At 72.5% G+C, this 6,660-nt stretch carries 8 protein-coding genes and 1 pseudogene; 5 read left to right on the forward strand and 4 right to left on the reverse strand.

Going from position 1 to position 6,660, the window contains the following annotated elements:
* The first annotated feature begins 522 nt into the window (after window positions 1-522).
* Window positions 523-1,647, forward strand: coding sequence for an amidinotransferase (locus ACZ38L_RS37810; protein WP_465702364.1), 1,125 nt, complete (start codon window positions 523-525; stop codon window positions 1,645-1,647).
* 102 nt (window positions 1,648-1,749) lie between these two features.
* On the opposite strand, the gene ACZ38L_RS37815 is transcribed toward ACZ38L_RS37810, so the two are convergent.
* Window positions 1,750-2,274, reverse strand: coding sequence for a GNAT family N-acetyltransferase (locus ACZ38L_RS37815; protein ID WP_465702366.1), 525 nt, complete (start codon window positions 2,272-2,274; stop codon window positions 1,750-1,752).
* Window positions 2,275-2,417: 143 nt separating this feature from the next.
* Here ACZ38L_RS37815 and ACZ38L_RS37820 point away from each other — a divergent pair, with 143 nt between their 5' ends.
* Window positions 2,418-2,810: a PPOX class F420-dependent oxidoreductase gene (locus tag ACZ38L_RS37820; protein ID WP_465702368.1), complete on the forward strand. Its 393-nt coding sequence runs from the start codon at window positions 2,418-2,420 to the stop codon at window positions 2,808-2,810.
* Here ACZ38L_RS37820 and ACZ38L_RS37825 read toward each other — a convergent pair.
* Window positions 2,807-3,484, reverse strand: coding sequence for a hypothetical protein (locus ACZ38L_RS37825; RefSeq protein WP_465702370.1), 678 nt, complete (start codon window positions 3,482-3,484; stop codon window positions 2,807-2,809). The genes ACZ38L_RS37820 and ACZ38L_RS37825 overlap by 4 nt on opposite strands.
* Window positions 3,485-3,702: 218 nt before the next feature.
* On the opposite strand from ACZ38L_RS37825, the gene ACZ38L_RS37830 reads away from it, so the two are divergent.
* On the forward strand, window positions 3,703-3,957 hold the full coding sequence (locus ACZ38L_RS37830) for a ferredoxin (protein ID WP_465702372.1): 255 nt from the start codon (window positions 3,703-3,705) through the stop codon (window positions 3,955-3,957).
* Window positions 3,896-4,033: pseudogene (locus ACZ38L_RS37835) on the forward strand (FAD-dependent oxidoreductase); the annotation flags it as partial. The gene ACZ38L_RS37830 and the pseudogene ACZ38L_RS37835, both read left to right, overlap by 62 nt.
* An 82-nt stretch (window positions 4,034-4,115) precedes the next feature.
* On the opposite strand, the gene ACZ38L_RS37840 reads toward ACZ38L_RS37835, so the two are convergent.
* Entirely contained in the window at window positions 4,116-5,054 is a 939-nt protein-coding gene (locus tag ACZ38L_RS37840) for an AraC family transcriptional regulator (RefSeq protein ID WP_465702374.1), read from the reverse strand.
* 50 nt (window positions 5,055-5,104) lie between these two features.
* A complete protein-coding gene (locus tag ACZ38L_RS37845; protein WP_465702376.1) occupies window positions 5,105-6,028 on the reverse strand; it encodes an NADP-dependent oxidoreductase in 924 nt (307 codons plus the stop codon).
* 228 nt (window positions 6,029-6,256) lie between these two features.
* Between ACZ38L_RS37845 and ACZ38L_RS37850 the strand changes: the two genes are divergently transcribed.
* On the forward strand, window positions 6,257-6,442 hold the full coding sequence (locus ACZ38L_RS37850) for a hypothetical protein (protein WP_465702378.1): 186 nt from the start codon (window positions 6,257-6,259) through the stop codon (window positions 6,440-6,442).
* The last annotated feature ends 218 nt before the right edge of the window (window positions 6,443-6,660 follow it).

Below are 6,660 nucleotides of genomic sequence, written 5' to 3' on the forward strand. Positions count from 1 at the left end.
GATCAAGTGGGCCTACGACTACATGAACTCCCGCTACGGCAGCCCCAACGCCGCCTGGGCCTACTGGCAGACCCACCACAACTACTGATCCCCGCACACCCCGCGCGGATCCAGTAGCAGTGATCACCCGCCAACCAGCCACCGACCACCGGCCACGCTGACCAGCCGCTGATCACACCCCCCGAGCCACCCCCCGCAGCGCTCCACGCGTCGGACAGGGACCCTCGGAGCGCCCCCGAAGGGGCCCGGAACGCCACCGCGCACCGGGCCCCTTCGGCCATCCCCGGGACCGCCACGCCGACACAGGGGGCCGGCCGGACCGGTCGCGGTCCTGTCGGGCGTCAGGTGGATGGGTTCCGCTCGTTGACGCCAGCAACCCGGCCATGTACTTTGAGTGATCTATTGTATACTTTAAGTCACCGGCTTCTGTGATCGAGAGCGACTGAGCATGGCGGTAGTGCGCAGGCCCGGCCGTCTGGCGGCGGCAGGCCGTGATGCCCGTACGTGGGCCGTGGACCACGCGTGAGGTCGGCGCCATCGGCCACGACTGATGACGCCGCGGAACCCCTCATTTCGCCGGTCAGTTCACACAACGAGTGGGATCCGCTGGAGGAGGTCATCGTCGGGCGTCTCGATGCCGCGACGATCCCCTCCAGCCATCCGGTCGTGGCCTGCAACATCCCACCGTGGGCGGCGCGGTTGCAGGGGCTCGCCGCCGGCTTCAAGTACCCGCGCACGCTGATCGGGCCGGCGCGGCGTGAGCTCGATCAGTTCGTCGCCCTCCTGCAGTCCCTCGGCATCACGGTCACGCGTCCGGACGCGATCGACCACAGGCAGCGCTTCGGTACCCCCGACTGGTCGTCGCGCGGTTTTTGCAGCACCTGTCCGCGTGACAGCATGCTCGTGATCGGTGACGAGATCATCGAGACCCCGATGGCGTGGCCGTGCCGGTATTTCGAGACCCACTCCTATCGCAGGGTCCTCAAGGACTACTTCCGGCGCGGCGCGCGCTGGACGGCGGCGCCGAAGCCGCAGCTCACGGACGCACTGTTCGAGGCGGACTTCCGGATCCCCGAGGCCGGGGAGCCCATGCGCTACATCCTCACCGAGTTCGAGCCGGTGTTCGACGCGGCGGATTTCGTGCGGGCGGGACGCGACCTGTTCGTCACGCGGAGCAACGTCACCAACCGCATGGGCATCGACTGGTTGCGTCGCCATCTCGGTCCCGGTTACCGGATCCACGAGATCGAGAGCCGCTGCCGCGCGCCGATGCACATCGACACGACGTTCCTCCCGCTCGCGCCCGGCAAGGTGCTGGTCAATCCCGAGTACGTCGACGTCGACCGGTTGCCCGACGTCCTGAGCTCGTGGGACATCCTGATCGCCCCGGAGCCCGACCCGATCGACGAGCGGTTCCTCAAGATGACCTCGTTGTGCGGCAAGTGGCTCAACATGAACGTTCTCATGATCGACGAGAAACGGGTGATCGCGGAGCGGCACCACACCGGCATGCTGCGCGCGCTCGAGAAATGGGGGTTCGAGCCGATTCCGTGCGACCTGCTGCACTACGCGCCGTTCGGTGGCTCGTTCCACTGCGCGACGCTCGACATCCGCCGGCGCGGCACGCTCGAATCGTATGTCCGTTGACCGGCCCAGGCCCGTCGCGCGGCCGGCGCGGGCCGGGGGGCCGGCGGGGGCCGCGGAGGAGGGCTGTTCTCGTGTGTCGCGGCGGTGGTGGTTGGTGGAGGTTCACAGTTCGATCGCCAGGATCTGGCCGGGCCAGGGGCCGTTGGGCTGCTCGACCTGGAAGGTGTCGGTGGGGGTGAAGCCCAACCGCTGGTACTGGGCGACCAGTTGGCGGTCACCGCCGGCGTAGCAGTCGACGCGCAGCAGGGTCAGGCCGCGGCGGCGGGTCTCCTCGAGGGCGTCGGCGATCAGGGCCGCGCCGATGCCGGAGCCCGAACGGGCGCGGGAGGTGACCAGGTTGCGGACGTAGAGTTCGCGGCGGCCGGGCGGGGTGGCGTAGTCGGGGGCGTGTTCGGACAGGACGCAGCTGCCCACGGTGGTGCCTTGGGCGTCCTCGGCGATGCGGGTCCAGAAGGTGTCGCGGTCGTGGGTGTAGGCGTGGACGCGTTCGACGGCGGCGGGTCGGGTGCTCCAGGGCTGTTCGCCCCACTGGCCGGTGCGGCCGAGCGAGGCCAGCCAGGTGACCGCGTCGTCGAGCAGGTGGAGGATGTCGGTGGTGTCGCCGGGGCCGCCGGTGCGTATCTTCACCTTGGTGTTCTATCCGGTGGCGGGACCGGGTGAAAGCCCTGGCGGTCGCTCGCTCCCCGGTGGGGGTGCGTATGCTGCGCCGTGATCATGCCGTGTTCGCCGTGGCGGGGACGGCGTCCGCATCCGACGACCGGGAGACTGTCTTGGGACTGTCCGAGGAACTGCTCACGCTGCTGCGCTCGCGTGGCATCTGCTACCTGGCCACCACGATGGCCGACGGTTCGCCGCAGGTGACGCAGACCTGGGTGGACACCGATGGTGAGCACGTGCTGATCAACAGCGTGCAGAGCCACGTCAAGACCAGGAACATCAGGCGTGATCCGCGGGTGGCCGTCGCGGTCGCGGACCCGGCCAACCCGTCGCGGTACTTCCAGGTGCGCGGGCGGGTGGTGGAGGTGCGGACCGAGGGCGCGGTGGAGCACATCGAGGCGCTGTCCAGGCGTTACCTGGGCACCGCGTACCCGTGGTACGGCGGGCGGGACCAGGTCCGGGTGATCTTCGTGATCGAGCCGGAGAGCGTCAGCGGCATGGGTTAGCGGGCCGGGCGTGGGGTGCGCAGCCCGGCGCGCAGGACGTGGCAGCTGACCGCCAGGGCCCAGGCGGGGAAGAGGAGTTCGGACCAGGGCAGGGTGCTGACCACGAACAGCAGCACCAGGCCGACCGGGTAGCCGAGCCAGGTGAGCCAGCGGGGGAAGACGCCGAGCTGGTGGCCGATGGTGGTGGTGCTGAGGGTGAACACCGCGGCCATCCGTGTCAGGTAGCCGGAGAGCAGGGTGAAGCTGAGGTGGCGTCCGAACAGCCACTCCTGGAGCTGGCCGGAGGTGGGTCCGGAGGCCACGTCGATCAGGCCGTCGGTGGCGGCGGTCAGCACGAAGAGCATCGCGAGCAGGACCAGGCCGCTGCCGAGGAAGAGGGTGTCGAAGAAGCGGTCGTGCTGGTGGCCGACGTGGTCGCGCACCGCGCCCATGAACCAGAGGAAGAAGACGCCGGCGAAGGGCACCAGGGCGAGGGCGGTGCGCAGCAGGGAGCGGTGGGAGGCGGTGGCGAGCCAGGCGCCGGCGCCGCCCGGGTGGGCCGGGATGGCGATCCTGACCAGGACGAGGGCGAGGGCCAGGAGCAGCGCGAACAGGATGCCGGCCACGCCGGCGGCGCGTGGGGTGCGCAGGGCCTGTGCGGGGGTGTCGTCGGTGGCCGGCGGGGTGGCCTGCATCGGTCCTCCTGGGTGGTGTGTGGGGCGGGGCCCATGGTGGCGGTCGGTGGGGGGTTCGTGCCGTGCGGGCGCACCTGGGCGGTGGACGTTCACTCCGCCGGCCCAACTACCGGCCTGGTGTCCGTCATGCGGTGTTTGTCCGGCTCGGGTAGCTTCCCTCCTGGCGGGCGTGGCGCGGTCGGGCCCGCGCGGATCTGCGGTGAAGGGACGTGGCCCGGATGCGGCTGGTCGTCGAACTGAGCCGGTGTCAGGGCTATGCGCAGTGCGTGTTCCTGGCGCCCGAGGTCTTCGCCCTGCACGGCGAGGAGGCGCTGATGTACCACCCGGGTCCGGACGAGGCGTGGCGTGCGCGGGTGGTGCAGGCGGCGGCCTGCCCGGTGCAGGCGATCACGGTCGAGGCGGCCGGGCGGGCTGCGGGCTGCCGAGGCGCTGCGGGCGGAGGGTTTCACGGGGACGCTGACGATGATCGGTGACGAGGCGTGTGAGCCGTATGATCGGCCGCCGTTGTCCAAGCAGGTCCTGATGGGCCGGGTGCCGCCGGAGCGGACCCCGTCCACCGCGCCAGCGCGGTGCTGCGCGGGCCGCGTCACCTGCCCGTCGGTTTCGACCGCGTACCTTGTCTGATGGCTCGTCAGATGGCTTGTGTCTGGCGGCGGTAGCCGCCGGGTGGCAGGCCGTGGGCGCGTTTGAAGGCCTTCGCGAAGGCGAACTCCGAGCCGTAGCCGGTCTGGGTGGCGATCGCGCTGAGCGGGAGGTCCGCCTCGCGCAGCAGCCTGGCGGCGGTGGTCATCCGCCAGCGGGTCAGGTAGGCCAGTGGCGGCTCGCCGACGAGGGTGGTGAAGCGGCGGGCGAAGGTCGCCCGGGAGGTGCCGGCCCGATCGGCCAGTGACTCCACGCTCCACGGGGCCGCCGGGTCCTGGTGGATCGCGGCCAGTGCCGGCGCGACCAGTGGGTCGCGCAGGGCCGCGGCCCAGCCGGCGACCGCGGTGGCGGGCTGGTCCTGCAGCCAGGCCCGCAGCACGTACAGCAGCAGCGCGTCGATCAGGGCCGGCACGATGCCGTCCGAGCCGATCCGCGGGGCCTCCAGCTCGGCGCCGAGCAGCTGGACGGCCGCGGTCAGCTCGGGGTGGCGGCCGTGGCGGGTCTCCAGGTGCACCACCTCGGGCAGTTGGCCGAGCAGCGGGTGCGGGCGGCCCTGGTCCAGGTGGTAGGCGCCGCAGAGCAGGCTGGTGCGCGCGCCGTCGCCGCCCAGTGTGAGGTGGCCGATCGGCGAGCCGGGAGCGAAGCGCGCGGGCTGGGGCACGGTGGCGCGGGTGGCGGGGTCGTCCGTCAGCAGGTGGCCGTGGCCGTCGCGCAGGAAGATCACGTCGCCCGGGCTCAGCGCGATCGGGCGGCGGGTGTTGGCGGCGTCCTCCAGTGGGAGGAGCCAGCAGGTGCCGTACAGCACCACGTGGAAGCCCGCCCCGGCCACCGCCGGCAGCCGCAGCCCCCACGGTGCGCGGCCCTCGGTGCGCACCGAGACCGGGCAGCCGGTGCGCATCGAGGCCAGCACCTCGGTGAGGATGTCCATCGCCGTGCCTCCGCTGCCTGGTCGGGTGCGTGCTTCGTCGTTCGCGTGTTTCAGAGTGTCAGGACGATCTTGCCCTGGGCGGTGCCCTCGTCCAGCAGCCGGTGGGCCTTGTCGATCTCGGCGAGCGGGAAGGTCGCGGCGAGGTGCGGGCGCAGGCGGCCGGCGTCGGCGAGGGCGGCGATCTCGGCCAGGGCCGCGCCGTCGGGCACCACGGAGATCCCGGCGAAGCGCCGCCCGGCGGCCGTCACCGTGGCCGCGAGCCGCTCGTCGCGGTGCTCGCGGATGGTGACCAGCACCCCGCCCTCGCGCAGCACGCGCAGCGAGCGCTCGCCCTGGCCGGTGGAGTCGAGGACCACGTCCACCTCGCGCAGCGTCTCGGTGACGTCGGTGTGCCGGTAGTCGATCACCTCGTCGGCGCCCAGATCGCGTACGAAGGCGTGCTTGGGCGCGCTGGCCAGCGCGATGACGTGGGCGCCGCGTGCCTTGGCGATCTGCACCGCGAGGTGGCCCACCCCGCCGGCCGCGCGCTGGATCAGCACCCGTTGCCCGGCGGCCAGCCCGGCCGCGCCCACCAGGCCCTGCCAGGCGGTGAGGGCGGCCAGCGGCAGCGCGGCGGCGTGCACGTCGTCCAGTGTGGCGGGGCGGTGGGCCAGCTGGGTGGCGGGTGCGGTCACGTACTGGGCGTAGCCGGCGGCCTCGCCCGGGAAGCGGGGCATCCCGTAGACGGCGTCGCCGACCGTGAAGCCGGTGTCCGGTGCGGCCTGCTCGACGACACCGCTGATGTCCCAGCCCAGCACGAAGGGCGGCTCGCCGAGCAGCGGCAGGGCCCCGGAGCGCACCATCGCGTCCACCGGGTTGAGCGCGCTCGCGCCCACCCGCACCAGCACCTCACCGGCTGCCGGCACCGGCTTCCCGCGCTCCACGACCTCGAGGACCTCGGGACCGCCGAAGGAGTTCTGGCTGACCGCACGCATGGTGGTCTCCCCACTGTGTCGCACCCGACCGCTTCGGGTGATGTCCTCACCCTAGGGAGCCGGGGGGAGAGTCTGAATAGCCTGCCATCTCGATTTCATGTCCGATCGTCTCACCGCCGGGTCCTGGCGGGCATGCCGCGGGCGGGGCGCGGGGCCGCGCTCGACAGGCCCGGCGGGCCGAGCCACAGTGGGAGGAGCCCATCGTCCAGGCCGACCCCAGGAGGAGACATGGGCCTCAAGGACCAGTTTCAGGACAAGGCGGAAGAGCTGAAGGAACAGGCGAAGTCGGCTCTCGATGAGAAGCACCGGCGCGCGGACGCCGCGTCCCGGCCGCCCGAGAAGGCCAAGGACGCCGCGGACGACACCCTGGAGCAAGGACAGGAGACGCTGGACGACACCGAGCAGCAGTGGTGATCCGAACGCACGGTGTCGGGGGGGGGGGGGGGGGGGGGGGGGGCGAAAAGGGGGGGGGGGGGGGGGGGGGGGAGGGGGGGGGGGGGGGGGGGCGGGGGTGGGGGGGGGGGGGGGGGGGGGTGGGGGGGGGGGGGGGGGGGGGGGGGGGGGGGCCCCCCCCCCCCGCCGCCGCCACCCGCTCGACGCCCCGCGGGCGGCGCAGCCTGGCCCGCAGCACC

This window comes from Kitasatospora sp. NPDC024654, from assembly GCF_055559155.1.